Source organism: Methylobacterium sp. Leaf469, assembly GCF_001424745.1.
GTDB lineage: Bacteria > Pseudomonadota > Alphaproteobacteria > Rhizobiales > Beijerinckiaceae > Methylobacterium.
This window is the reverse complement of sequence record NZ_LMRE01000045.1, coordinates 118,715-141,427: the sequence shown is the minus strand read 5'-3', so window position 1 is coordinate 141,427 and position 22,713 is coordinate 118,715. Positions and strand designations below refer to the sequence as shown.

General features: G+C 69.0%; 24 protein-coding genes and 1 tRNA gene. 20 read left to right on the top strand and 5 right to left on the bottom strand.

Features of this window, described 5'->3' with window-relative positions; genetic code table 11:
* Positions 1–13 precede the first annotated feature (13 nt).
* The 10 genes from ASG60_RS20750 to ASG60_RS20705 all read left to right on the top strand — a co-directional run bounded on the left by ASG60_RS20750 (position 14) and on the right by ASG60_RS20705 (position 8,262).
* Positions 14–910: a cytochrome c1 gene (locus tag ASG60_RS20750; protein ID WP_056268566.1), complete on the top strand. Its 897-nt coding sequence runs from the start codon at positions 14–16 to the stop codon at positions 908–910.
* A gap of 107 nt (positions 911–1,017) precedes the next feature.
* On the top strand, positions 1,018–1,893 hold the full coding sequence (locus ASG60_RS20745; RefSeq protein WP_056174373.1) for an S-methyl-5'-thioadenosine phosphorylase: 876 nt from the start codon (positions 1,018–1,020) through the stop codon (positions 1,891–1,893).
* Positions 1,894–2,030: 137 nt separating this feature from the next.
* Positions 2,031–2,618: an imidazoleglycerol-phosphate dehydratase HisB gene (gene hisB / locus ASG60_RS20740; protein WP_056174374.1), complete on the top strand. Its 588-nt coding sequence runs from the start codon at positions 2,031–2,033 to the stop codon at positions 2,616–2,618.
* A gap of 28 nt (positions 2,619–2,646) precedes the next feature.
* Positions 2,647–3,132 carry a DUF2628 domain-containing protein gene (locus tag ASG60_RS20735; RefSeq protein ID WP_056387610.1) on the top strand — a complete coding sequence of 162 codons (486 nt, stop codon included), beginning with the start codon at positions 2,647–2,649 and terminating at the stop codon, positions 3,130–3,132.
* On the top strand, positions 3,129–3,791 hold the full coding sequence (gene hisH, locus ASG60_RS20730) for an imidazole glycerol phosphate synthase subunit HisH (protein WP_056387606.1): 663 nt from the start codon (positions 3,129–3,131) through the stop codon (positions 3,789–3,791). The genes ASG60_RS20735 and hisH overlap by 4 nt, the downstream gene beginning before the upstream one ends.
* A 47-nt stretch (positions 3,792–3,838) precedes the next feature.
* A complete protein-coding gene (hisA, locus tag ASG60_RS20725) occupies positions 3,839–4,585 on the top strand; it encodes a 1-(5-phosphoribosyl)-5-[(5-phosphoribosylamino)methylideneamino]imidazole-4-carboxamide isomerase (protein WP_056174970.1) in 747 nt (248 codons plus the stop codon).
* Positions 4,586–4,614: 29 nt separating this feature from the next.
* Entirely contained in the window at positions 4,615–5,391 is a 777-nt protein-coding gene (hisF, locus tag ASG60_RS20720) for an imidazole glycerol phosphate synthase subunit HisF (protein ID WP_056387603.1), read from the top strand.
* Between the two features lie 97 nt (positions 5,392–5,488).
* Positions 5,489–5,812 carry a phosphoribosyl-ATP diphosphatase gene (locus ASG60_RS20715; protein WP_056174383.1) on the top strand — a complete coding sequence of 108 codons (324 nt, stop codon included), beginning with the start codon at positions 5,489–5,491 and terminating at the stop codon, positions 5,810–5,812.
* On the top strand, positions 5,809–6,828 hold the full coding sequence (gene coaA / locus ASG60_RS20710; protein WP_056174385.1) for a type I pantothenate kinase: 1,020 nt from the start codon (positions 5,809–5,811) through the stop codon (positions 6,826–6,828). The genes ASG60_RS20715 and coaA overlap by 4 nt, the downstream gene beginning before the upstream one ends.
* Positions 6,829–7,002: 174 nt before the next feature.
* Complete coding sequence (locus ASG60_RS20705; RefSeq protein ID WP_056174972.1) at positions 7,003–8,262, top strand: hemolysin family protein; 1,260 nt, start codon at positions 7,003–7,005, stop codon at positions 8,260–8,262.
* Positions 8,263–8,274: 12 nt separating this feature from the next.
* Here ASG60_RS20705 and thpR read toward each other — a convergent pair whose 3' ends face one another.
* Together thpR and ASG60_RS20695 are read right to left on the bottom strand one after the other, a co-directional pair.
* Positions 8,275–8,817, bottom strand: a complete 543-nt coding sequence (gene thpR, locus ASG60_RS20700) for an RNA 2',3'-cyclic phosphodiesterase (RefSeq protein WP_056174387.1) — start codon at positions 8,815–8,817, stop codon at positions 8,275–8,277.
* A complete protein-coding gene (locus ASG60_RS20695; RefSeq protein WP_056174975.1) occupies positions 8,817–9,446 on the bottom strand; it encodes an arylesterase in 630 nt (209 codons plus the stop codon). The genes thpR and ASG60_RS20695 overlap by 1 nt, the downstream gene beginning before the upstream one ends.
* Positions 9,447–9,628: 182 nt before the next feature.
* Here ASG60_RS20695 and ASG60_RS20690 point away from each other — a divergent pair, with 182 nt between their 5' ends.
* The 3 genes from ASG60_RS20690 to ASG60_RS20680 all read left to right on the top strand — a co-directional run bounded on the left by ASG60_RS20690 (position 9,629) and on the right by ASG60_RS20680 (position 13,906).
* Complete coding sequence (locus tag ASG60_RS20690) at positions 9,629–10,348, top strand: ABC transporter ATP-binding protein (RefSeq protein ID WP_056174979.1); 720 nt, start codon at positions 9,629–9,631, stop codon at positions 10,346–10,348.
* A gap of 2 nt (positions 10,349–10,350) precedes the next feature.
* Positions 10,351–12,933, top strand: a complete 2,583-nt coding sequence (locus ASG60_RS20685; protein WP_056387595.1) for an FtsX-like permease family protein — start codon at positions 10,351–10,353, stop codon at positions 12,931–12,933.
* Between the two features lie 205 nt (positions 12,934–13,138).
* Positions 13,139–13,906 (top strand): Bax inhibitor-1/YccA family protein, encoded by a 768-nt coding sequence (locus ASG60_RS20680; protein ID WP_056268553.1) that lies wholly within the window; start codon positions 13,139–13,141, stop codon positions 13,904–13,906.
* Positions 13,907–13,979: 73 nt separating this feature from the next.
* Here ASG60_RS20680 and ASG60_RS20675 read toward each other — a convergent pair whose 3' ends face one another.
* On the bottom strand, positions 13,980–14,354 hold the full coding sequence (locus ASG60_RS20675; RefSeq protein ID WP_056387592.1) for a DUF2794 domain-containing protein: 375 nt from the start codon (positions 14,352–14,354) through the stop codon (positions 13,980–13,982).
* 443 nt (positions 14,355–14,797) lie between these two features.
* Between ASG60_RS20675 and bluB the strand changes: the two genes are divergently transcribed.
* Positions 14,798–15,430, top strand: coding sequence for a 5,6-dimethylbenzimidazole synthase (gene bluB / locus ASG60_RS20670; RefSeq protein WP_244473125.1), 633 nt, complete (start codon positions 14,798–14,800; stop codon positions 15,428–15,430).
* Positions 15,431–15,616: 186 nt separating this feature from the next.
* Positions 15,617–16,126, top strand: coding sequence for a L,D-transpeptidase (locus ASG60_RS20665; RefSeq protein ID WP_056174396.1), 510 nt, complete (start codon positions 15,617–15,619; stop codon positions 16,124–16,126).
* 18 nt (positions 16,127–16,144) lie between these two features.
* On the opposite strand, the gene ASG60_RS20660 is transcribed toward ASG60_RS20665, so the two are convergent.
* Entirely contained in the window at positions 16,145–16,357 is a 213-nt protein-coding gene (locus ASG60_RS20660) for a DUF1674 domain-containing protein (protein ID WP_056174397.1), read from the bottom strand.
* 103 nt (positions 16,358–16,460) lie between these two features.
* On the opposite strand from ASG60_RS20660, the gene ASG60_RS20655 reads away from it, so the two are divergent.
* The 4 genes from ASG60_RS20655 to ASG60_RS20640 all read left to right on the top strand — a co-directional run bounded on the left by ASG60_RS20655 (position 16,461) and on the right by ASG60_RS20640 (position 21,971).
* A complete protein-coding gene (locus ASG60_RS20655; RefSeq protein WP_056387590.1) occupies positions 16,461–17,831 on the top strand; it encodes an RsmB/NOP family class I SAM-dependent RNA methyltransferase in 1,371 nt (456 codons plus the stop codon).
* A gap of 254 nt (positions 17,832–18,085) precedes the next feature.
* On the top strand, positions 18,086–19,624 hold the full coding sequence (locus ASG60_RS20650; RefSeq protein WP_056306669.1) for a DUF4173 domain-containing protein: 1,539 nt from the start codon (positions 18,086–18,088) through the stop codon (positions 19,622–19,624).
* Between the two features lie 38 nt (positions 19,625–19,662).
* Positions 19,663–20,364 carry a response regulator transcription factor gene (locus ASG60_RS20645; protein ID WP_056306753.1) on the top strand — a complete coding sequence of 234 codons (702 nt, stop codon included), beginning with the start codon at positions 19,663–19,665 and terminating at the stop codon, positions 20,362–20,364.
* Positions 20,361–21,971: a HAMP domain-containing sensor histidine kinase gene (locus tag ASG60_RS20640; RefSeq protein ID WP_244476732.1), complete on the top strand. Its 1,611-nt coding sequence runs from the start codon at positions 20,361–20,363 to the stop codon at positions 21,969–21,971. Before ASG60_RS20645 ends, ASG60_RS20640 begins: the two co-directional genes overlap by 4 nt.
* Positions 21,972–22,096: 125 nt before the next feature.
* On the opposite strand, the gene ASG60_RS20635 is transcribed toward ASG60_RS20640, so the two are convergent.
* Positions 22,097–22,172 (bottom strand) — tRNA-Ala (locus ASG60_RS20635).
* Between the two features lie 122 nt (positions 22,173–22,294).
* Between ASG60_RS20635 and ASG60_RS20630 the strand changes: the two genes are divergently transcribed.
* Positions 22,295–22,597, top strand: a complete 303-nt coding sequence (locus ASG60_RS20630; protein WP_056174402.1) for a YggT family protein — start codon at positions 22,295–22,297, stop codon at positions 22,595–22,597.
* The last annotated feature ends 116 nt before the right edge of the window (positions 22,598–22,713 follow it).

The following is a 22,713-nucleotide window of genomic DNA, read 5'->3' as shown; positions in this document are numbered from 1 at the left end:
ACTTTTGAGAACCATGAAAACGACCCGCCTCCTCGCCGCGACCCTCGTCGCGGCCACCCTCGGCATCACCATGGCTTCGGCGGAAGAGGAGCATGGCGCTCCGCAGCCGCCGCGTCAGACGTGGAGCTTCGCCGGCATGTTCGGCCGGTTCGATCAGGCGCAGTTGCAGCGCGGCTTCCAGGTCTACCGTGAAGTCTGTTCGAGCTGCCACGGCATGAGCCTCGTACGGTTCCGCAACCTCGCGGAGCCGGGCGGACCGGGCTTCAGCGCCAGCCAGGTCAAGGCGCTGGCGGCTGAGTACAAGGTCAAGGAACAGAACGATTCCGGTGAGGATGCCGAGCGCCCCGCCCGGGCCGCCGATGCCTTCCCGTCGCCGTTCCCCAACGAGAAGGCGGCCGCGGCCGCCAATGGCGGCAAGGCGCCGCCGGATTTCTCGGTGCTCGCCAAGGCCCGCACCTTCGAGCGCGGCTTCCCGAAGTTCCTCACCGATGCTCTGCCCGTCGTCGGCTACACCGAACACGGCGTCGACTACATCCATGCCGTGCTCGACGGCTACGAGGACCCGCCGGCCGGCAAGGAAGTTCCGGCGGGCACGTACTACAACAAGTACTATCCTGGACATCTCATCGCGATGCCGAAGCCGTTAAGCGACGGGCAGGTCACCTACGCGAAGACCGACAAGGGCGAGCCGGTGGTACCCGAGACGGTCAGCCAGTACGCCACGGACGTCGCCGCGTTCATGGCCTGGACCGCCGAGCCGCACATGATGGCGCGCAAGGCACTGGGCCTGCGGGTGATCCTGTTCCTTATCGTGCTTTCCGGCCTGCTCTACTACGTCAAAAAGAAGATCTGGGCGAAGGTCGGCGGCGAGGTTCACGGCCTCCAGCCGGAACTGCACAAGACCTACTAGCCACGCGCGCCGACCGGGGCTCGACACGAGCCTCGTTCCCACCGAAACACCACAGCGCCGGCGTCCCCCTGGGGGGCGACCGGCGCTCGCTGTATGGAGCCATGAGAATGTCGCAAGCGGTACTCGGCGTGATGGGCGGGTCCGGGGTCTATGATCTGCCGGGTCTGGAAGACGTGCGCGAAGAGGCGGTGCAATCCCCCTGGGGCGAGCCCTCTGATGCGCTCCGCATCGGCCGGATCGGCGAGACCCAGGTGGTGTTCCTCGCCCGCCACGGACGCGGCCACCGCCTGTCGCCCTCCGGCATCAACTACCGCGCCAACATCGACGCCATGAAGCGCGCCGGCGTCACCGACCTCGTGTCGCTCTCGGCCTGCGGCTCGTTCCGCAGCGAACTCCACCCGGGGTTGTTCGTCCTGGTCGACCAGTTCGTCGACCGTACCCATGGCCGCGCGTCCTCGTTCTTCGGTAACGGCTGCGTCGCCCACGTGTCCCTGGCCCACCCCGTCGGCCCGGCCTTGCAGAACCGCATCGCGGAGGCGGCGCAGGCGGAAGAGATCGCGGTCCATCGCGGCGGTACCTACGTCTGCATGGAAGGCCCGCAATTCTCGTCCTACGCCGAATCCACCACCTACAAGGCGCAGGGCTACGACGTGATCGGCATGACCAACATGCCGGAAGCCAAGCTCGCTCGTGAGGCGGAGATCACCTATGCGACCATCGCCATGGTGACGGATTTCGACTGCTGGCATCCGAGCCACGATGCCGTGGACGTCGCTGCCGTGGTCGCCGTCGCGCGTGCCAACGCGGACAAGGCCGCCCGCCTCGTCGCGCGGCTCGCCCGCGACTTTCCACAGGAGCGCGAGGCCTGCCCCATGGGCTCCGACCATGCCCTCGACGGCGCCATCATGACCGCACCGGCCCAGCGCGATCCGGCCCTGCTCGCCAAACTCGACGCCGTCGCGGGCCGGGTATTGAACGGCTGATCCGCCCTCGGGTCCGGGGCGCATTCGATCGAATCGCCCGATGAATCGCGAGCCCGCTCCCTTCACAGGCGGGCCTCGTTGGCTCTAGAAGGCGGGTTCGTTCCCAAGATCCGACGTCACAAGAGCAAATTTCAGGCATGCGCGCCGCCAGCATCGACCGCCGCACGGCGGAGACCGACGTCCACGTCGCGGTCAATCTCGACGGGACCGGCCGCGCCACCATCGCGACGGGCGTCGGCTTTCTCGATCACATGCTCGAATTGCTGGCGCGCCACGCCCTGTTCGACATCGAGGTCCGTGTGACGGGCGACCTCCATGTCGACCAGCACCACACCACCGAGGATGCCGGCATCGCCCTCGGACAGGCCTTCGCCCAGGCGCTCGCCGACAAGCGCGGCATCGCGCGCTACGCAGACATCCACCTGCCCATGGACGAGGCGCTGACACGGGTCGCCGTGGACATCTCCGGGCGGCCGTTCCTCGTCTTCCGCACCGCCTTCCGGGTCGAGAAGATCGGCCAGTTCGACACCGAACTCGTGCGTGAGTGGTTCCAGGCCTTCGCCATGAATGCCGGCATCACCCTCCACATCGAAACGCTGTACGGCGACAACGCCCATCACATCGCCGAAAGCTGCTTCAAGGGTCTGGCCCGCGCCTTGCGGCAGGCCGTCTCCATCGATCCGCGCGAGGGCGGCCGCGTCCCCTCGACCAAGGGCTCGCTCTGACCGGTCAGGTCGCAGGAGAGGACACGCCATGCGCACCTACACGCTGCACCTCGACCGGGACGCCCAGACGGGTGACGCCCATGGTCTCGAGCGCGCGCATCTCGTGCCCGATGGCTTCTCGTGGACGGCCTTCGCCTTCGGACCACTGTGGTTCCTGTTTCATCGGCTGTGGCTCGCGGCGCTCGGGGTCTTGGCCCTCCTCGTCGCCACGGCCTATCTCGGCCGCATGGCCGCCCTGAACCCATTCGCCGGCCTAGTGGTCACCCTGCTGGTGCTGCTTCTGATCGGGCTGGAAGCCTCGTCCCTCCGTCGCTGGACCTACGCCCGCCGGGGCCGACCCGTACGTGACGCCGTCCTGGCCGCAAGCCTGGAAGAGGCCGAGATGAAGGCCGCGAACCGTTGGTTCGACGGTGTCGTCCCGCCGCGTCCGGCGCCGGTCTCCTACGCGAACGCCACCTCCCGCCCGAGCGAGGTCGCCATCGGGATGTTCCCCACGAGTGAGGGCCGGCGGTGAGCGGACAAACCGTCGCGATCATCGATTACGGCTCGGGCAACCTGCATTCGGCGGCGAAGGCCTTCGAACGCGCCGCCCGAGAAGCTGGCCTCGACGACACCCACATCGTGTTGACCTCGCAAGCCGAGATCGTCGCGGGCGCCGACCGCGTCGTGCTGCCGGGCGTGGGCGCCTATGCCGATTGCCGCGCCGGCCTCGACGCCGTGCCGGGCATGGTCGATGCCATGACACATGCGGCCAAGGTCCGCGCCCGACCGTTCCTCGGTATATGCGTCGGCATGCAGCTCTTGGCGACACGGGGGCTCGAATACGCCACCACGCCCGGGCTCGATTGGATCTCCGGCGATGTCGGCCCGATCCGCCCGTCCGATCCGGCGCTGAAGGTGCCGCACATGGGTTGGAACACCTTGGCGCCCGACCGCGACCACCCCCTGCTGTCCGGCATTCCCCTCGGCGAGAACGGCCTGCACGCCTATTTTGTCCACAGCTTCGCATTGCATCCGGCGCAGGCGTCCGACACCGTCGCCCACAGTGATTACGGCGGCCCGGTGACCGCCATGGTGGCACGGGACAACATCGCCGGCACCCAGTTCCATCCCGAGAAGAGCCAGCACCTCGGCCTTGCCCTGCTGGCGAACTTTCTGGCGTGGCGTCCCTGATCGGGGACCGCCCTCATCCACCGAACGATTCGAAAGCGAACCGACGCGTGATCCTGTTTCCGGCCATCGATCTCAAGGAAGGGCGCTGCGTTCGCCTCGTACAGGGCGACATGGCCCAGGCCATCGTGTTCAGCGACGATCCGGCCGCCCAGGCGGCCGTCTTCGAGGAGCAGGGTTTCCCATGGCTGCACGTGGTCGACCTCGACGGGGCGTTCGCCGGCGCGCCGATGAACGCCGACGCCGTGGATGCGATCCTCGCCCGGACCAAGCTGCCTGTGCAGCTCGGCGGCGGCATCCGCGAAATGAAGACCCTGGAGGCCTGGCTCGCCAAGGGCGTCAGCCGGGTCATCATCGGAACGGCGGCCGTGCGCGATCCCGCTTTCGTCCATGAGGCGGCCCGGCTCTATCCGGGCAGGATCGCCGTCGGCATCGACGCCAAGGACGGCCGCGTCGCCGTCGAGGGGTGGGCCACCACCTCCAGCATGACCGCGGAGGAACTCGGGCGCCGGTTCGAGGATGCCGGCGTCGCGGCGCTCATCTACACGGACATCGCCCGCGACGGCATCCTCAAGGGCCTCAACATCGAGATGACCCTCGGGCTTGCCCGCGCCGTGACGATTCCGGTGATCGCCTCCGGAGGCCTCGCCTCCATCGACGATGTCCACCGCATCCTCGAGCCGGATTGCGCCCTGCTCGCGGGGGCCATCACCGGCCGTGCGCTCTACGATGGCCGGATCGACCCACGCGAGGCCCTGGCCGCCATCGCGAAGGCCAAGGGCAGATCGGCGGCCTGACCGCGCCGTCGCCGTGAGGAGGGACGCCCATGCTCAAGACCCGCATCATCCCCTGCCTCGACGTCAAGGACGGCCGGGTGGTGAAGGGCGTCCAGTTCCTCGAACTGCGCGACGCCGGCGATCCCGTCGAAGCGGCGAAGGCCTATGATGCGGCCGGAGCCGACGAGCTCTGCTTCCTCGACATCACCGCGAGCCACGAGGATCGGGGCACGCTCCTCGACGTCGTCAGCCGCACGGCCGAAGCCTGCTTCATGCCCCTCACCGTCGGCGGCGGCATCCGCACGGTGACCGACATCCGCACCCTGCTGCTGGCCGGGGCCGACAAAGTCTCCATCAACACGGCCGCCGTCAACGACCCCGATTTCGTCGCACGCGGGGCGGAAAAGTTCGGCAGCCAGTGCATCGTCGTCGCCATCGACGCCAAGCGTATGTCGGCTCCAGGCGAACCCGACGCCTGGCAGATCTTCACCCATGGCGGCCGCAAGCCCACGGGGCTCGACGCCATCGCGTTCGCCCGCACGGTGACGGCCCTCGGGGCCGGCGAACTCCTGGTCACCTCCATGGACCGCGATGGGATGCGCTCGGGCTACGATCTCGCCCTGACCCGTGCCATCGCGGATGCCGTGAGCGTGCCGGTGATCGCGTCCGGCGGCGTCGGCAGCCTCGACGACCTCGTGGCCGGAGTGCGCGACGGCCATGCCAGCGCGGTCCTGGCCGCTTCGATCTTCCATTTCGGGCAGCACAGCGTCGGTGAGGCCAAGGCCCATATGGCGGCGGCAGGTCTTTCCATGCGCCGCGACGCTTGACGCGAGGCCTGGAAGCGGCTCTTGCCGCATGATCAGGAATGCAACCGCCCGCCGTCGGGTGGAACGATAAGTCCGGCCCGCCGGAATCCAGGACCGTATGACCCAGTTCACCCTCGCCGATCTGGACGCCCTCGTCGCGGCCCGCGCCGCGGCCCCGGCCGACCAATCCTACACCGCCAAGCTCCTCGCTGGCGGGCCGGCCAAGCCCGCCAAGAAACTCGGTGAGGAAGCCGTCGAGGCGGCCATCGCTGCGGTGCAGGGCGACCACGCCGGTCTCGTGAGCGAGGCGGCGGACGTGCTCTATCACCTCGTCGTGCTGCTGCGGGCCGGTGGCGTCGCCCTCGACGAAGTCATGGCTGAGCTGGAACGGCGCACCGCACAGAGCGGGATTGCCGAGAAGGCGGCCCGGAGGCACACGTGAGCGAGAATGCTGCCGTGGGGCCCTCGCCGGAGCGTGATCCGGCCGTTGGGCAGGACCCCGTCACCGGCTTCGGTCCCGAGCGGCTCTCGCCCTACCGCCTCTTCACCCGCGAGGAATGGGCGCAGCTGCGAGCGGACACGCCCCTCACACTCACCGCCGAGGACGTGACGCGCCTGCAATCCCTCAACGATCCGATCTCGGTGGAGGAGGTCGAGGCGATCTACCTGCCGCTGTCGCGCCTGCTCTCCCTCTACGTCGCGGCGACGCAAGGCCTGTTCAAGGCGACCCAGCGCTTCCTCATGGCCGAGCGCGAGGCGAAGGTCCCGTACATCATCGGGGTCGCCGGCTCGGTCGCGGTCGGCAAGTCCACCACCGCCCGGGTGCTGAAAGCCTTGCTGGCACGCTGGCCCAATACGCCGAAGGTCGACCTCATCACCACCGACGGCTTCCTGCTGCCCAACGCCGAGCTGAAGGCCATGGGCGCCATGGAGCGCAAGGGCTTCCCGGAGAGCTACGACACCGCAGCACTCCTGCGCTTCCTCACGGACATCAAGGCGGGCAAGAAACGTGTCGCCGCCCCGCTCTACTCGCACCTCGTCTATGACGTCGTACCGGGCGAGGAACGGGTTGTGGAATCCCCCGACATCCTCATCGTCGAGGGCCTCAACGTCCTCCAACCGGCGCGCCTGCCCCGCGACGGCACCGCGATTCCGTTCGTCTCCGACTTCTTCGACTTCTCGATCTACCTCGACGGCCACGAGGACGACCTCCACCGCTGGTACGTCAACCGCTTCCTGCGCCTACGCCAGACCGCGTTCCGCGATCCACTGTCCTACTTCCGGCGCTACGCCGAGGTTACGGAGGCCGAAGCCCTGGAGATCGCCGACAATCTCTGGACAACCATCAATTTGCCGAATCTCCGCGACAATATCCTTCCGACCCGCCAGCGTGCGAGCCTGATCCTCGCCAAGGGCGCCAGCCACCGCATCGAGACCGTGGCACTGCGCCGCCTGTAGGGTCGGTACCCGGGGGAGCTACCGTGCCTCATATTGCTGCGGGTGGACTGTCCGGGGCGATTGGCCCCGTGCGGCACAACTGTTAGATCTCCCGCCACGACCCGAGCGGTGGAGACGACGATTTCCGATCAAGTGTGGGCAACCGGCCTCGGCCTTGTTGCCGTCCTCGTCCTCGTGCTGGCCAACGGGTTCTTCGTGGCCGCCGAGTTCGCCCTCGTTTCCGTCCGCAGGAGCAGGGTGACTGAACTGGTCACCGAGCGCCGGACCAACGCCACCGCCCTGCAGCGCGCCACCGATCAGCTCGATGCGCATCTGGCCGCGACGCAGCTCGGCATCACCATCTCGTCCCTGGCGCTCGGCTGGGTCGGCGAGCCGGCGTTGGCCCACCTCATCGAACCCGCTCTGTTCTGGCTGCCGGACTCCGTAAGCGCGGTGGCCGCCCACACCATCGCGGTCGCGATCTCGTTCGTCATCATCACCGCGCTGCACATCGTTCTCGGCGAACTCGCTCCGAAGAGCCTCGCCCTTCAGCGCAGCGAGCGCACGGCGCTGGCCGTGGTGCGGCCCCTCAGCCTGTTCCTGTTCATCTTCCGTCCGGCGATCCTGTTCCTCAACGGGCTCGGCAACGGCGTCGTGCGCCTGTGCGGCCTCAAGGCCGGGCATGGCGAGGGGTCGCTGCATTCGACGGCGGAACTGAACCTCCTGATCCAGGCGAGCCAGGAGGCGGGCCTCATCCGCGAGGCGCAGCAGGAGGCGGTGGAGCGTATCTTCTCCATCGGCGAGCGCAAGGTGCGGGACATCATCACCCCCCGTCACGAGGTCGAATGGGTCGATGCCGACGACGACCGCGAGGCGATCCTGAAGGCCGTGCGCGAGTGCGATCATGCCCAGATCGTGGTCAGCCGAACGCAGGTCGACGAGATCGTCGGTGTGGTGCGCAAGCAGGACCTCCTCAATCAGGTTCTCGATGGGAACGCCATCGACGTTCTGGCCGCGACCCAGCCGCCCATCGTGGTGCACGAGAGCCTGTCGATCCTGGCGGTCCTGGAGATCTTCCAGGCCCAGCCCGTCCGCATGGCCATCGTGGTGGACGAGTACGGCAGCCTGGAGGGCATCGTCACGCAGACCGACCTCCTAGAGGCCATCGCGGGCGACATCCCGGAGATCGGCGACGAGCCGGCGGTGGTCGAGCGCGAGGACGGCTCGCTCCTCATCGACGGGATGATGCCGGCAGGGCAGGCTTTCGAGCGGCTTGCCTTCGCCGAACACCCGGACACAGAGGATTTCGCCACCCTGGCGGGCTTCGTGATCTTCCAGCTCGGGCGCATTCCGTCGGCCGGCGATCATTTCGAAGCCCATGGCTGGCGATTCGAAGTGGTCGACATGGATGGCCGACGCATCGATAAGGTGCTGGCGACACCCCGCCCGGCCTGACCGGCCGGACGATCATCCGTCGAGGGGGTAGGCCGCCTCAACGAGGTAGGGTCCGCCGCCCTTGGAGGCGCGGGCCGAGAACAGAGCCACCCGCTTCACGGTGAAGCGAAGGGGCGGGAAACCGCCCGTTTCCGTCAGATACTGCGCCACCGCGAACGCATCCGCCTGCCGGTTGAGGCGAGCCAATGTCACGTGTGGCGTAAACCGCCGGGTGTCGGGCGCTGCATCCGCATCCCGGGCGATTCGTTCATGCTCGGCCTGAAGTTCAGCAAGGTCCGGATTCGCTGCGACATTCGCCAGGATCGAACGGGGTTTCGCGCCCCCGAACACCCCGAGCCCATCGAGGACGAGATCGAGGGGCGGGCGCGCCCGGGCTTCGACGAGGCCATCGTGGAAGGCTTCCGCCACGGTCTCGTCCACGTCGCCAAGGAACCGAAGGGTGATGTGATAGTCGCCCGGCTCGATCCAGCGTGAGCCCGGCAGGGCGGCGCGCCGCAGGGCCAGCGTTTCGGCGATGTCGGCCGGGATTTCCAGACCGGTGAACAGCCGCGGCATCAGCGGCCCGCGGCCTGTACCCGGTCGAGAAAGGTCTCGACGCTCGGCAGGATGCCGGTGACGATGGTCTCGACACCCTTCGCGTTGGGGTGGAGCTTGTCCTCAAGGTTGTAGGCCTTGTCGCCGGCGATGCCGGCAAGGAAGAACGGGTAAAGGACGAGACCGTGATCCCGGGCGAGGTCCGGATAGATCGCGTCGAAGCGCGCGACGTAGTCCGGCCCGAGATTCGGCGAGGCCCGCATGCCCGCGAGCATCACCGGAATGTTGCGCGCCCTCAGCCGCGTGATGATGGTCTCCAGGGCCTTGCGGGTCACGGCCGGGTCGGTGCCGCGCAGCATGTCGTTGGCGCCGAGCTCCAGGATCACCCCATCAGTTCCGTCGGGCACGGACCAGTCGAGGCGATCGAGACCGCCTGTGGTGGTGTCGCCGGAGACCCCTGCATTGGCGACGGTGACGGCGCGGCCCTTGGCCTGCAACGCCCGCTCCAGCACGGCGGGAAACGCGGCCGAGCCGGGCAGCCGGTAGCCTGCCGTGAGACTGTCGCCGAACGCCACGAGAGTGACGGGCCGCTCGGCCGGGGCGGTCCGTGCCGGGGCTCCAGCCAGTCCGAGTGCGGCAAAGAGTGTCATCAGGACGACCTGCAGAGGGCGGATGTGGCGCCGCGCGACCCAACGGACCATATCGGCGAAACGTGACCGCTCGGCTCCGGGAGCCATTTCGGTGGTACGTGACAATGAGCACCGACGCATTCCGGATGAACCTCGACCCTGACGCTTTCGACCCCAACTCCCTACAGATCGGTTTCCCATCGATGTCCGGCAAGGCCGACCCCGTCCGCGACCCGCACGCCATCGCCCATGCCATTTCACTGGCTGACCTCGATCTCAGCCTCGGACGCGGCGCGGCGCGCGTCCATGTCCTGCGCGGCATCTCCCTCGATGTCGCAAAGGGCGAGGCGGTGGGCCTCGTCGGTCCCTCGGGTTCCGGCAAGTCGACCCTTCTCATGGTGATGGCGGGCCTCGAACGGCCGGATTCCGGCTCCATCGTGGTGGAGGGCACCGATCTCGGACGGCTCGACGAGGACGCCCTGGCGCGGTTTCGCGGCCGGCGCATCGGCATCGTGTTCCAGGCCTTCCACCTCGTTCCCACCATGACGGCCCTGGAGAACGTGGCCCTGCCCCTCGAACTGGCCGACAAGCCGGACGCCCATGCACGCGCCAAGGCCGAACTCGAGGCGGTCGGCCTTGGCCACCGGCTTCACCATTACCCGGCGCAGCTCTCGGGCGGCGAGCAGCAGCGCGTCGCCATTGCCCGCGCCATCGCGCCGGACCCCGCGATCCTCGTCGCCGACGAACCCACGGGCAACCTCGACGAGGCGACCGGCCGCCAGATCGTCGACCTGCTGTTCGCCCTGAAGCGCGACCGGGGCGCCACCCTGGTCCTCGTCACCCACGATCCGGGCCTGGCCCGACTGTGCGACCGGACCGTGAGCCTGCGCTCTGGCCGGGTCGAAGCGGCCCTGGCGGCCTGACCATGCACGGAACCCTCGTCCCCGCGCAGCCCGCGAAGCGCAATTCCGGCTTGGCCTTTCCTCTGACCCTGCGGCTCGCACTGCGCGAATTGCGTGGCGGTCTCGCGGGCTTTGCCGTGTTCCTCGCCTGTATCGCGCTCGGTGTCGCCGCCATCGCGGGCGTCGCCTCCATCGCCCGGTCTCTCACGGACGGGCTCGGGCGCGAGGGCGCGCGGATCCTCGGCGGGGATCTGACCTACAGCTTGATCAACCGCGAGGCGACGCCGGCCGAGCGCGACGCGTTGACAGCACAGGGCCGCGTCAGCGTGGTGACGACGCTGCGGGCCATGGCGCTCGCCGGCGACAAGGGCGCGGCGTTGGTCGAACTCAAGGCCGTCGACGACGACTACCCGGCCACCGGGGAACTCGTCACAGATCCAGTCGCTCCCCTGGCCAGCCTGGTGGCCCAGGGGGAGGGGGCCTACGGCGCCGTGGTCGATCCGGTGCTGCTCACCCGCCTCGACCTCAAGATCGGCGACCGTATCACCGTGGCGGGAACGCCCATCGTGCTCCGTGCGACCCTGATTTCGGAGCCGGACCGCATCGCGAACGGTATCGGCTTCGGCCCCCGGATGCTGGTCTCCCGCGCGGCGCTCGATGCCACGGGCCTGATCCAGCCAGGCAGCCTCAACCGGTGGAGCTACCGCCTTCAGTTGCCGGACGCGAGCGATGCCGACATCGAGCGCCGGGCCGCCGCCATCGCGGCCGCCGCGCCCGAGGCCGGCTGGGAGATGCGGGCGCGGTCCAACGCCGATCCGCGTTTCGCCAAGAGCATCGAGCGCTTCACCCAGTTCCTCACCCTGGTGGGCCTCACCGCCCTCATCGTCGGCGGTGTCGGTGTCGCCAACGCGGTGGCGGCCTTCGTCGAGCGCAAGCGCGGTTCCATCGCCACCCTGAAGAGCGTCGGTGCGCCGGGCGGGCAGGTGGTCGCCCTGTACCTGACCCAGGTGATGCTCATCGCCGGCCTCGGCACAGCCATCGGCCTCGGCCTCGGCGCGGGTCTTCCCTTCGTCATCGATGCCCTGTTCCACACGTCCTTGCCACTGCCCCTCAACCCCACTCTGGCGCCGGGCGAACTCGTGCTCGCGGCCGCCTATGGTCTGCTGACCGCACTCGCCTTCGCGATCCTGCCCCTGGGTCGCGCCCACGATATCCCGGTCTCCGGGCTGTTCCGCGACGTGGTCGATCCCGGCTCGGTGAAGACACGCCGGCGTTACAAGCTGATCCTCGCTGCGGCCCTCGCGGGACTCGTCGGGCTGGCACTCGCCACGGCCTTCGACCGGCGCCTCGCCCTCATCTTCATCGCCGCGGCCGCCATCGCCTTCGGCCTCCTTCGCATCGTCGCCTTCGGGCTGATGGCGCTGGCCCGCCGCCTGCCGCGCCCGCGCTCGGCCGCGCCCCGGATGGCGCTCGCCAACCTGCACCGGCCCGGCGCGCTCACGCCCGCCATCGTCCTGTCCCTCGGACTCGGGGTGACGCTGCTCGTCACCCTGAGCCTCATCGACGCCAACGTCCGCAACACCCTCAGCAACTCTTTGCCGGCGCGGGCCCCGAACCTGTTCTTCCTCGACATTCCAGCGGCCGATTCGCAGGGTTTCCACGCCTTCCTCGGAACCCAGGCACCGGGGGCCAAGATCGAGCGCGTGCCGATGATGCGCGGGCGCATCACCGCCATCGACGGCGTCCCCGCCGCATCGATCAAGCCGCCGGAGGACGCCGCCTGGGTTCTCGACGGCGACCGGGGCATCACCTACGCGGAGGATATCCCGGAAGGCTCCCGCCTCGTCGCCGGAACCTGGTGGAATGCCGAGGACGCCCGCACGCCGCTGGTCTCTTTCGACGCCGAACTCGCCCGCAGCCTCAACCTCGCCGTCGGCGGCACCGTCACGGTCAACGTGTTGGGCCGGACCCTGACGGCCAAGGTCGCGAACCTGCGCAAGGTCGAGTGGCGGTCCCTCGGCATCAACTTCGTCATGGTGTTCTCGCCCGGCACCTTCCGGGGCGCGCCGCATTCGGACCTCGCCACCCTGACCCTGGCGACCGGACCGGACATGAAGACCGAGGCAATCATCCTGCGCGATGTCGCGCGCGCCTACCCGTCGGTGACCAGCATCCGGGTCAAGGAGGCCCTGGAGGCGGTCAACGATGTCGTGGGCAAGCTCGTGCTCGCCATTCGCGGCGCCAGCGGCATCGCCGTGGTGGCGAGCCTGTTCGTCCTCGCCGGCGCCCTCGCGGCCGGCCACCGCGCCCGGCTCTACGACGCCGTCGTCCTGAAGACCCTCGGTGCCACCCGCGGGCGCCTGCTCGCCGCCTACACTCTGGAATACGGAGCGCTCGGTTTCGCCACGGCGGTGTTCGGGCTGCTGGCCGGTACGCTCGCCGGTTGGGTCATCGTCACCCGGGTGATGAAGCTCGAATTCACCCTCGACCTTACGGGCGCACTCGTCGCGGCCGCACTCGCCGTGGTGTTCGCCGTCGTGCTCGGGCTTGCCGGCACCTGGCGCATCCTCGGGCAGAAGCCGGCGCCCTACCTACGACAGTTCTGACGAGCTTGGTTTTAATCCCGAAAAACGCAAATAAAATCAGCCCCCCCTGGGGTCGAGATTCCCACGGGTGAAGCTCAACCGGCCTCTTGTGCGAAGCGGGAGGACGGAACATATTTGTGTTCGAGGCACTCATGGTGCCAGAGGTCCCGTGCGTGAGCCTCCTTCCTGAAATCACACGCTGAGAGAGCTTCCAAAGGAAACTCCCATGGCATTCGACAACAGCCCCTTTCGGGTCGGCGCCCAGCCGACAGGGTATGCCGGCACCCAGGTCGATATCGACCAGGGCCTGCGTACCTTCATGCTCGGCGTCTACAACAACATGGTCATCGGACTCGGGATCTCCGGTCTCGTGGCGCTCGGCCTCAACATGGCCGCCGTCGCGCAGACGGCGACGGGCCGCGTAGCCCTGACCCCGTTCGGTCAGCTTCTCTACACGAGCCCGCTCAAGTGGGTGATCATGCTGGCGCCCCTCGCCTTCATCTTCATCTTCTCCATGCGTATGGACCGCATGTCGGCGGCCTCCGCCCGCATGACCTTCTTCGCCTTCGCGGCGGTGATGGGGGCATCCATGTCCTCGCTGCTTCTCGTCTTCACGGGCGCCAGCGTGGTGCGGGTTTTCTTCATCACGGCGGCCACCTTCGGCGGACTCAGCCTCTACGGCTACACGACGAAGCGTAGCCTGTCGGGCATGGGCTCGTTCCTGATCATGGGCCTCATCGGCCTGATCATCGCGTCGGTGGTCAACATCTTCATGGCTTCGTCGGCCCTGCAGTTCGCGATCTCGGTGCTCGGCGTGCTGATCTTCGCAGGCCTCACCGCCTACGACACGCAGAAGCTCAAGGAGATGTTCCTTTACAGCGGCCTCGACGCCGAGGGTGCGGCCAAGATGTCCGTCAACGGCGCCCTGACCCTGTACCTGGACTTCATCAACATGTTCCAGATGCTGCTCTCGCTGCTCGGCGACCGCCGCTAAGTCGAATGGACCAAGCATAAGAAAGGCCCCGGCGGGTAACCGCCGGGGCCTTTTTGTTGCAGGCCTCCAGCCCCTATACGGCGCGCAGGGGCGGTTCCAGCACGGCGAGCACGCGGGCGAGGTCCTGGCCGCGCTTCAACACCAGCCCGGACGCCGACAACACCGCGTAGGCACCCTGGCGCCGGGCGAGCTTGGGGTCCTTCTCGACCCGATAGAGGGGCATCTCGGAGCTGCGCCGGTAGATCGAGAACACCGCCTTGTCGCGCCGGAAGTCGAGGGCGTAGTCGCGCCACTCGCCCGCCGACACCATGCGGCCGTAGAGATTGAACAGCACGCGCAACTCCGCCCGGTCGAACGCAATCTGAGGAGGGACGGGCGCCAAGGGAAAAGGGATGACCCGGGCCGCAGGCTCGGACGATCTGGGTTCGGCGCTTGTCCGCTCGCTCATCGTCGCTCCTGTTTCCGGCTGGCCCAAACCCCGATGATGGTCCTGCGTCGGTGCTCCCGCAAGAGTCGCGGCGCCATCATCGGAGTGCGGGTAAACCGGCAGAGCGGACGGGACGCGACGTCACGCCCGATGCCATGCCGAACTTGCCGCAGTACGGTGCGCCGGCGCACCACCACCATTCCGCCGTGAAGATGCCCTGCCCATGCCGCGTTGGAAGGGCAGACCTGTTGCTGAACCTCGTCGCATCCGCCGGTCGACGCGGTACCCGAAACTTACGCTCCCCAGCGCTCGGGTACCGCCCGACCTCCGCGAATCGACACTCCAGAGGTTTCGAGACCCAAGGACTTCAGGCCGCCTCTCCGGAGCGCGGCCTTTTTTTTCGCCCGTCCCCCCGTTGCCCGGTCTATGACAGACCCACGCACTCTGCCGTGGGACGATCGGTCGTGGTCCAGTTCGATGCCGATTTCCGTCAGACCCTCGCGGACCTGTTCGCGTGGCGCCGCGACGTGCGCCGCTTCCGAACCGATCCGGTGGACGACGCCGTCCTGCGCCGCTGCCTCGATCTCGCGGCCCTGAGCCCGTCGGTTGGCAACAGTCAGCCCTGGCGGTTCGTCCGGGTGGCGGACCCGGCCCGGCGCGGAGCCGTTACGGCGAGCTTCGAGCGCTGCAACGCGGCGGCGGCGACGGACTACGCCGCCGAGCGGCGCGACGCCTATATCCGCCTCAAACTCGCCGGGCTCACCGAAGCGCCGGTGCACCTCGCGGTATTCTGCGACGAGGGAACCGAGACAGGCCACGGCCTCGGCCGGGCCACCATGCCCGAGATGCTGCGCTACTCGGTGGTGAGCGCCGTGCAGACGTTCTGGCTCGCCGCTCGCGCCCACGGCCTCGGGGTGGGATGGGTGTCGATCCTGGAACCCGAAACCGTGTGTACGGTCCTCGACGTGCCCTGCGCCTGGCACCTCGTCGCCTACTTGTGCGTCGGGTTCCCCGTCGAAGAGCATGCCGATCCTGAACTCGTCCGCCACGGCTGGCAGGATCGGATCGCGACGGCGGCGGATCTTATCGAGCGCTGAATTCGTCAAGGTTGATCGAACCTTGCGAGAGCCCGTTGCTTCGCGTCGAAACGGCAGGAACGATCCTTTACCGTGACGGCAAGTCCTTCGCAGTTATCCCCCGGCGCTGGCAGGCGTTAAGCGGAACGGCAACCTTGGCCGTCGATTGTCGTCGTCAGCAAAGTCAAGCTGACGGGGACGAGATTCATGATCGGATTCGAAAAGGTTGTATTCGGGGTGCTGGCCGTGGCCGGTGCGCTCGCGGCGATGCCGGCCGCGGCACGGGAAGTCGTGGCGTTCGACGAAGGCATGAGTCCCGGCACCGTCGTGGTCCGCACGGCCGAGCGCCGGCTCTACCTCGTCAACGGCGACGGGACGGCGATCCGCTACCCCGTGGCCGTGGGCAAGCCGGGCAAGCAATGGACCGGCGCGCGCCAAATCGACGGCAAGTACGTGGAGCCGGCCTGGTCGCCGCCCCGCGAGGTCAAGCGCGACAACCCGCGCCTGCCCGACGTCATCGCCGGCGGCTCGCCCCACAACCCCATGGGTTCGGCGGCCCTGACCCTCTCGGGCGGGGAGTACGCCATCCACGGCACCAACCGGCCGAACTCCATCGGCTCCTACGCCTCGTATGGCTGCATCCGCATGTACAATCAGGACGTGGTCGATCTCTACAGCCGCGTTTCCGTCGGGACGCCGGTCTACGTGGTTCGCTGATCCGGCCTTCCGGATCGCTTAGAAGTCGACCGCGATGCCCTTGATCTCCCAATCGTCGTAGCGAACCGGCTCCAGACCGCCGCGGCCCTGGCGCTCGCGCGCGACGGCGATCTCGGCGGCTCGCGCGTCGATGTCCTTCCGACGCGCTTCGGCCTCGGCCAGGGCCCGGCGAGCGGCGGGGGAGAGGGGCGGGCGCGGCGCCGGATTCGGGGTTTCCGGCTCTCCCTGCATCGGCAAAACTGGCATCACGACTTGCATCTCGGCGGTGAGGGGTGAAAGGGCTGTCTCGAAGATACCCGGCCGGGCCGGGCACCGTGTTGGGAAAGTGGGACTCATGGCGATACGCCGCAATGCGGAGGGGCCGACGACGGCCATCGATCGCACCGTCGCGGGCCTCGCCGCCCGGCAAGTCGCCCACGGCGCCGTGGCCGATCTCCTGGCGAACACCCACGCCTTCGCCCTCGAGGACGCCCTGGCACAGGCCGGGCGCCACGCCGAACTCGACGCCGCCGACACGGCCCTGGCCCGGGCCATCGCCACCGCCACCTTCCGGCGCCTCGGCTTCCTGCGGGCGATCCTCGCCGCGCGTCTGTCGCAGGGCCTGCCGGAGGACCAGCCGCGCCTCGTTGCCCTGCTGGCGACGGGGGCGGCCCAGATCCTCGACCTCAACGTACCGGACCACGCCGCCGTCGATCTCGGCGTCCGCATCGCCAAGGGCGACCCGCAACTCCTGCACCTGTCCGGCCTCGTGAACGCGGTCCTGCGGCGGATCGTGCGCGAGCGGGCCGAGATCCAGGCCGAGATGAGCGATCCCCTGGCGCAGAACACGCCGGCCTGGCTCGCCGGCCGTTGGCGGGACGCCTACGGCGAGGACACGGCGCGGGCCATCGCCGCCGCCCATCTGGCGGGCGCGTCCCTCGACATCACCGTGAAAGGCGCGGCGGCCGAATGGGCGGACCGCCTCGGCGGCGTCGTGCTGCCGACGGGCAGCGTGCGCCTGCACGATATCCGCTCCCCCGTCGCCGACCTGCCCGGCTACGCCGAGGGCGCGTGGTGGGTGCAGGATGCCGCGGCGGCGATTCCCGCTCGGCTCCTCGCCGTGAAATCCGGCGAGCGGGTGGCGGATCTCTGCGCCGCGCCGGGGGGCAAGACCGCGCAGCTCGCCGCAGCCGGTGCGGACGTGGTCGCCGTCGACCGGTCCGTCCCCCGCCTGGAACGCCTGCGCGAAAACCTCAGGCGCCTTGGCTTGGAGGCGGAGATTCGCGTCGGCAACGCCCTCGAAGTAGACGAGCCGGGTGGGTTCGACGCCGTGCTGCTCGACGCGCCGTGTTCGGCGACCGGCACCCTGCGCCGGCACCCGGACGTGGCTTGGACCAAGGCCGGCAACGACATCCTGCGCCTTGCCGCCCTGCAGCGCCGCCTGTTCGACCGGGCCGCGATGTTGGTGAAGCCCGGCGGCCGGATCGTCTACTGCACCTGCTCCCTGGAGCCGGAGGAGGGTGAGCGCCAGGTACGGGATTTCCTCAAGCGCACCGACGAGTTCGAGCGCGTGCCTGTCACCCCTGAAGAACTCGGCGGCTTGTACGAGCCCATCGACGCCCAGGGCGACCTGCGCACGCTGCCCTCGCACCTCGATGGCACCACCCCCGAGCAGCGGGGGGGCCTCGACGGCTTTTTCGCGACACGTCTGCGCCGGAAGATCTGACGGAGGCCTACGGCGCTTGCGAGAGTGTGTCGTCGCGCCAGCAGGCCGGGCACGATCTGCAGAGATTCTGCACGCGATTCCTGATCGGCTGCACAGGCTGCCCCTCGGGGCTGCACCGTACCGGTTCAGCTTGCGCAGATGAGCACGAACGGGTCCGATCCCGGCGGCCCGGTCTTCCGGATCGCCGGGGCTGGCGCGGCGGCTCTGTCGTGGGTGCGCCAGCCCCGCGGCGGCTCCCACCGGGAATCCTGCCCATGGCTGAGATACGCTCGCCCACCTCGTCCGTCCCCGACATCCTCTGGGCCGATGCCCCCCCCGCCGTGGCGCATCCGGCCCCGAAGCTCCTCCTCGCCGCCCTCGTCGCAATCGTCGGCGACCAGCTGCTCTATGAGCGCAACCTCGGCATCTCCGTCGCGCTCTTTCTCGGACTGCTCGGCCTCGCCGTGGCGGTTGCCAATCCTTTGCGCGCCCCGCTGCGCGACCGGTGCGGCGCCATCCTGATCCTGCTTGCCGGGTTGCTGCCTCTCGTCGAGGGTGTCGGGCTCCTGTCGGTCACGTCCGGCATCTTCGGAACGGCGCTGTTCGCTGCGGGGATACGAGGCGCATTCAGCCAGGGCGTCCGATCCACAGGGCTGACGGTCGGGAATCTCCTCGTGGTCGGGCCGTTCCGCCTCATTCCGGATCTCGCCACGATTTCGCAGCGGATCCCGCTGCGGCGCCTGACGGAGCGCCTCCAGGCCTCGCTGTTGGGCTGGCTCGTGCCGCTGCTGCTCTGCTGCCTCTTCGCGAGCCTGTTCGCCTCGGCCAACCCGATCATCGACGCGTGGCTGGCGGACCTGGAATGGTCGATCCCCGCCGCCGACCTCGATACGCTGCGCCTGCTTGCCTGGGGTATCCTGCTCTCGGTGGCGTGGGCCTTCGTCACCGCCCGCCGCGTCATGGCTCGTGGACAGGGGCCTGGAAATTTCGTCCCGGCTTTGCCCCCGACGGTTGCGACGGGTCTGAACCGGTGGATCGACGCGTCCCTCGTCCTGCGCAGCCTGATCCTGTTCAACCTGCTGTTCGCCCTCCAGAGCGGCCTCGACCTCGCCTACCTCTGGGGCGGCGTCGCCCTACCGTCCGGCATCACCTACGCGTCCTATGCCCATCGCGGGGCCTACCCGCTGATTCTCACGGCGCTGCTCGCCGCCGGCTTCGTCCTCGTGGCCCTCCGTCCGGGCGGTCCCGGCGAGGGGTCCCGCACGATCCGCGGCCTGGTCTATCTCTGGATCGGACAGAACGTGCTGCTCGTGGTCTCGGCGCTCCTGCGCCTCGACCTCTACGTCGCAACCTACTCGCTCACCCTGCCGCGCGCCGCCGCCTTCGTGTGGATGGGGCTGGTCGGGGCCGGGCTGATCCTCATCCTCGCCCGCATCGCCCTGCGTCGCACGAACACCTGGCTGATCGCCGCCAATGGCCTGATCCTGGCCGCGACCCTCTACGCCTGCGCCTTCGTCAACGTCGCCGGGTTCGTCGCCGACTACAACCTCGCTCACAGCCGACGGGCGGGAACGCTGTTCGACGCGTACTACGCCTTGAGCCTCGGTCCCCAGGCGATCCCGGCCGTCGACCGCTGGCTCGTGGATGAGACAACGCGGCAGAACGGTGTGGTCGCCTGGCGCAACGAACTCGCAGCGGCACAGATCGGCCGGATGGCGGATTGGCGCGCCTGGACGTTCCGCGACGGACGCCTCCTGGGCTATCTGCAGGGGCACCGGTACGCCCCCACCCCCGGGGGCGCCGGCACGCCGTGATACGCGACCGAAGCGACCCGGCTGAAATGAGCGAGGCGATGGCCCCCAGTATTCTCGTCGTCGACGACGACCCCCACATCCGCGAGGTGATCTGCTTCGCCCTCGGCAAGGCGGGGCACGTGACGCGGGTCGCGGGCGACGGGGAGGAGGCCCTCGCCCGGATCGCCGAGGACGCGCCCCGCCTCGTCGTCCTCGATGTCGGGCTGCCTGGGATCGACGGCCTCGAAGTGTGCCGGCGCGTCCGCCGGACCTCGGAGGTCCCGATCCTGTTCCTGTCATCCCGGGACGAAGAGATCGACCGGGTGCTCGGCCTCGAGATCGGGGGCGACGATTACGTCACCAAGCCCTTCAGCCCGCGCGAACTCGTGGCCCGGGTCGGGATCATCCTGCGCCGGATGGAGCAGCGCCCGATCGCGGCAACGGAGCCGGACGTCCTACGGCAGGGCGGCCTCGTGCTGGACCCGCCGCGCCGCGCCGCCGCTTTCGCCGGAGCGGCTGTGCAACTGACGGCGGTGGAATTCGCGATCCTGCGGGGTCTCGCGGTCCGGCCCGGCATCGTCCTCACCCGTGATCAGCTCATGGACGCGGCCCATGGCGGACGCGTCCACGTCTCGGACCGGACCATCGACAGCCACGTCCGCAACATCCGGGCGAAGCTCGCCGTCGCCGGATGCTCCGACGCCGTCGAGACCGTACACGGCGTCGGTTTCCGGCTCGGCCCGTGCAGGCCCCCGTCGTGAGCGCACGCCGTGGCTCCCGGAAATGGCGGCCGACCCTCGGCCTCGTCGTCCTGACGATGCTGGCGACCGTCGCGGCGCTGCCGCTCCTCGGCCTATCTTTCGTGCGCCTCTACGAGAACCAACTGGTACGCCAGACCGAGGGCGAATTGATCGCCCAGAGCGCCGTGGTGGCCGCCCTCGTCGCCCGTGACCTCGAAACCGATCCGGCCCGGGCCGATCTGCTCGGCGCCGCGGCACCGGACGCATCGCTCCCGATCATCGAGCCGGCCCTCGACCTCACCGTCGACCACAGCCTCGACAGGCGGCCCGACGCCCAGGAGGCCGCGAAGGCCGCGAGTCCCGCCGCCCTGGCCCTCGGCGAGCGGCTCGCCCCCGTGCTGGCGCGGGTGCAGGCGACAACCCTCGCGGGCTTCCGGATCGTCGACCGGGACGGGACGATCATCGCGGGCGGCGATGAAGTCGGCCGCTCCCTCGCCGGGGTCGAGGAAGTCGCCGATGCCCTGCGGGGCCGCTTCCGAGCCGTGTTGCGCGCCCGCGTCTCGAAGCACGCCGTGCCGCCGCTCTACTCCCTCAGCCGCGGCACCAGCGTGCGGGTGTTCACTGCGCTGCCGATCCTCGTGGATGGCCGCGTCGCCGGAGCCGTCTACGCCTCGCGGACGCCGAACAACGTCATGCGCCAGCTCTACGGAGAGGGGGGCAAGGTCGCGACGGCCGTGCTCGTGGTGCTGGTGGCCACCCTCGGCATCGCTCTCGTCTTCACCCGCGCCATCGCCCGGCCGATCCACGCGCTGGTGGCCCGCGCCGTCGCGCTCGGTCAGGGAGCGCCCGTCGACCCGGAGCCCGATGCGCGGTTCGGGACGCGGGAGATCGCGCTCCTCGGACTCAGTCTCGACGCCATGGCCTTGCAGTTGCGGGAGCGATCGGACTACGTCGCGACCTTCGCGAGCCACGTCTCCCACGAATTGAAGACGCCGCTGACGGCGATCCGGGGAGCGGCCGAACTCCTGCGGGACGATGGCCTCGAGCCCGGCGCAGCCATGAGCGCGGCGGAGCGGAGGCGCTTCCTCGACAACATCGTCGCCGACACGGCGCGGCTATCCGCCCTGCTGGGGCGGCTGCGCGAACTCGCCCGCGCGGAGCGTCCGGGGGCCGTCGGCATCGCGTCGCTCGCCGCAATCGTGTCGGACCTTCGCCGCAGGTTTCCCGATCTCGATGTTCGAACCGAGAATGCCGACGCGTGGACTCTGGGCCTGTCCGACGAGAAGGCCGGCATCGTGTTCGGGCATCTGGCCGACAACGCCACTCGTCACGGTGCGGCTGTGCTGCAGATCACCGCCAGGGCCACGGCCGGGCATCTGCACGTCCATGTCGTCGACGACGGCACGGGCATCGCCGAGCGGGATCGGGCGCGGGTGCTCGAGCCGTTCTTCACCACCCGCCGCGTGGAGGGCGGCACCGGCATGGGCCTGGGTATCGTCCAGGCGGTCCTGCGCGCCCAGGGCGGCACCCTCGAACTCGCGGCGGCCGGTGGCGTGTCGAGCCTCGGCGGCGCCCGGTTCGAGATCACCCTGCCCCTGGCGAGGGAGGGTGAAACGGAGCACGCGTGAGCGGCGACCATCACAGGATTGTTGGGGATCTGGTCCGGATACCACCCGGGTCCCGTCGGGACCCACTCAGGGCGATGGACCTGATAAACTCTTGACCTCACACACCAATTCCAAGCGGGAAGTGGTGGTGGAGCTGAGCGGGATCGAACCGCTGACCTCCGCAGTGCGATTGCGGCGCTCTCCCATCTGAGCTACAGCCCCGTTCCGGGGTGCGGGCCTTTTAGGCGTGCGCACGCCGGCCTGTCAATTCCGGAAATCCTGCTGCTTTGCGTGCGCGTGACCCGTGCCCGGGGCGCTGGACCACGAGGACATCGATCCCGCGCATGAATGCCTTCATCTGGCTCTTCGACACCGTCGTCCAGCTCTACATCTACGTGCTCATCGCCAGCGCCGTCCTGAGCTGGCTGGTGGCGTTCAACGTCGTGAACGTCCGCAATCCCATCGTCTCCCAGATCGGCGAAGTGCTCTACCGGCTCACCGAGCCGGTGCTGCGGCCGATCCGCAACATCCTGCCGAACCTCGGCGGCGTCGACCTGTCGCCCATCGTGCTGGTGCTGCTGCTTCTGTTCGCGAGCCGCCTGCTCCACGAATTCGTGCCGGTGCAGCCCACGGTCTACGTGCGCTGAGCGCTCCATCTACCGGGCCGTCTCGTGTCGGTGAGCCGCCGTAGGACAGCCCGGATCTCCGATGCCTCGCGGAGGCGCGCCCGCCAACCTGCGCGCCCTCCCGCGAACCCCGATCC